Source organism: Shimia sp. R11_0 (assembly GCF_017744035.1).
GTDB lineage: Bacteria > Pseudomonadota > Alphaproteobacteria > Rhodobacterales > Rhodobacteraceae > Shimia > Shimia marina.
The window spans coordinates 1-633 of sequence record NZ_JAGHQY010000030.1 but is presented as its reverse complement, the minus strand read 5'-3'; the positions used below and the strand labels follow the sequence as shown (position 1 = coordinate 633).

1 protein-coding gene is annotated in these 633 nt (G+C 49.4%); it reads left to right on the top strand.

All coding sequences use genetic code 11. The annotated features are described in order from the left end of the window. The first annotated feature begins 9 nt into the window (after positions 1-9). The gene (locus J7382_RS20185) at positions 10-126 is read left to right on the top strand and encodes a glutathionylspermidine synthase family protein (RefSeq protein WP_348540060.1); all 117 of its coding nucleotides are present in this window, start codon (positions 10-12) and stop codon (positions 124-126) included. The last annotated feature ends 507 nt before the right edge of the window (positions 127-633 follow it).

The window sequence follows — 633 nt, the reverse complement described above, 5'->3', positions numbered from 1 at the left end:
GCGGACCACATGATGATTGGGTCGTGGGTGATAGGCGACAATGCCTGTGGGCTGTGCGTCCGCGAGGACAGTTCCGAAGTAACGCAGGATTTGTCCCGGTTTGTGCCACATTTTATTCAGGCATGACGCGTGGCATTGCGATATCCTTTCTTCGAGTATTCCTTGTTTCCGGAAGACCAGCTGACGATTGGTCACAAACCGCCGCGGATTGAAAACTGCTTGCTCAAAACCCTGCCGTGATTCAGAATGATTGTGGAGCGTGTAGAGAATTGCCGCATTCGTCCTTGCCGTGCCCAAATTCGATGTCCGCTTTAGGTTGTAGATAGGCCTTAGGGCGAGTTTTCACACGATAGTGGCTATGGGCCAAACTAGCGTTAAAAGGTATCTACACGAGAGCGGGATTAACGAAGTCAAAGAGCAGCGGCGTTGTGTCGACGTGACCAAACACGGACCCAATTTAAGATGCGCAGTAAGAAAAAATAGATGTTATAAAGGGGGACGGTTGTAATTCTTACGAAATGATCGGCACACATATGCAGAGACAGTGATCGTATGTGCGTTCTGCGGTTTAGGCATTGATTTCGCTTTAGGTGCGATGGTCTTGAATTTAGCACGTTGCTGCCCGTGTTTCCG

Excerpts from the sequence above, each read along its gene's own strand:
- J7382_RS20185 (WP_348540060.1), top strand. The coding sequence starts at position 10 with ATGATGATTGGGTCGTGGGTGATAGGCGACAATGCCTGTGGGCTGTGC.